The following is a 1,660-nucleotide window of genomic DNA, read 5'->3' as shown; positions in this document are numbered from 1 at the left end:
TCTTGGCGTCGAGGATGTCCAGCGGCATCGAGCCGTCGCGCAGGATTTCCTCATGGAAACGGCGCAGGTCGAAGCGCGGGCCGAGCGCGGCCTTGGCGCGATCGCGCAGCTCCACCATCTTCAGTTCGCCCAGGCCGTTGGGCAGGGTCTGCCCGGGCAGGGCCATGAAACGCTCGACTTCGGCGGTGGCATCTTCGGTGGGCATGTCGGCGGTCTTGACCAGGTAATCCACGGCCTGGCGCTTGCTCCAGCCCTGCGCATGCACGCCGGTGTCGGCGGCCATGCGCGCAGCGCGGGTCAGCGCGGCCTGCAGGTAGCCGATGCGCTCGTAGGGGTCCTGGTACACGCCCAGCTGCTCACCCAGCGATTCGGCATACAGGCCCCAGCCTTCGATGAAGGCGATATCGCCGCCCAGCCGGCGGAAGCGCGGCAGCTTGTCCAGCTCCTGCTGCAGGCCCAGCTGCACGTGGTGGCCGGGAATGCCTTCATGCAGGAACTGCATCGGCGCCGCCCAGCGGCGGCGGCTCGGCAGGTTGGTGGTGTTGACGTACAGGATGCCCGGACGCATGCCGTCGGGCAGGGGCGGCTGGTAGGCCACCGCCGACGCACTGGCGGCACGTTCGGGTTCAACCGCACGGACCTCCAGCGGCGCCTTCGGCAGGGTGCCCAGCAGGGCCGGCAGGCGGCTGCCCACCTGGGCCTGCAATTGCTTGTAGCGGGTCAGCAACGCCTCGCTGTTGGCGTACTGGAAACTGCGGTCGGTGCGCATGTTGCGCAGCACCTTCTGCTGAGAACCGCGGATCTTGTTGTCCTTGAGCGTCGCGGCGATCTGCGCCTGCAGGCTGGCCACGCGTTGTTCGGCCACGGCGTGAATCTGCCTGGCATCCAGGGTGGCGGCGGTGCTCTGCACGATGTTCTGGGTGTACCAGGCCTGGCCGTTGGGCAGCGCGCCCAGGCCATCGCTGGTGCGCGTCGCCGGCAGGTATTCGGTGGCGATGAAGCCGCGCAGGGCGCGGTAGGCCGGCATGATGCGGTACTCGATCATGCGCTTGTACTCGGCGCTGATGCGCGCCTTGTCCGCCTCCGGGAAGTCCTCGGGCATGTTGCGTACCGGGGCCCAGAAGATGCTCTCCTCGGCGGTCGGCTTGATCACCGCATCCAGCTGCGGCAGCACCTTTTCCATCAGGTCGCGCGGCTGCACCACGCCGGCCTTCATGCCGTCGCGCATGTTGGCCACGGCCTGGTCGAACAGCGGTGCGATCCCCAGCGAGCGTTTGGACCAGCTGTCGTAGTCGGCCACGGTATTGAACGGCTGCGCGCCCGAACCGGAACCCAGGATGGCCATGATGCTGCCCAGGTTGTAGTACTGGCTGACCGGCAGCATCCAGCTGGGGTACTTCTCGGCGGCCAGCGACATGCGCGCGTCGCGCACGAAGATTTCGTAGCTGAGCAGGTCCTGCCCGGTCAGGCCGTCGGTGCCGATCTTCTCGACCTTGCCCAGCCATTCCACGGTGAAATCATGCGACTGCTGGCGGTAGGCGGCCGACAGGATGTTGGGTAGCTGGTCGTTGTGGCGGGCATCGCCCTGGAAGGTGGCCTGCAGCGGGTTGAGCCGCATCGAGGCATCCCAGTATTCATCGTAGATGCGGTTGAGCTGGGC

General features: G+C 67.3%; 1 protein-coding gene. It reads right to left on the bottom strand.

Features of this window, described 5'->3' with window-relative positions; genetic code table 11:
* Nucleotides 1–1,660: DUF885 family protein (locus DBR34_RS17675; RefSeq protein ID WP_128097753.1), on the bottom strand; the 1,660-nt coding region annotated here is incomplete at both ends.

This window comes from Stenotrophomonas sp. HMWF003 (assembly GCF_003061285.1).
Classification (GTDB): Bacteria; Pseudomonadota; Gammaproteobacteria; order Xanthomonadales; family Xanthomonadaceae; genus Stenotrophomonas; species Stenotrophomonas maltophilia_AP.
Note: the sequence above shows the minus strand (reverse complement) of the source record. Positions and strands in the feature narration are given on the sequence as shown.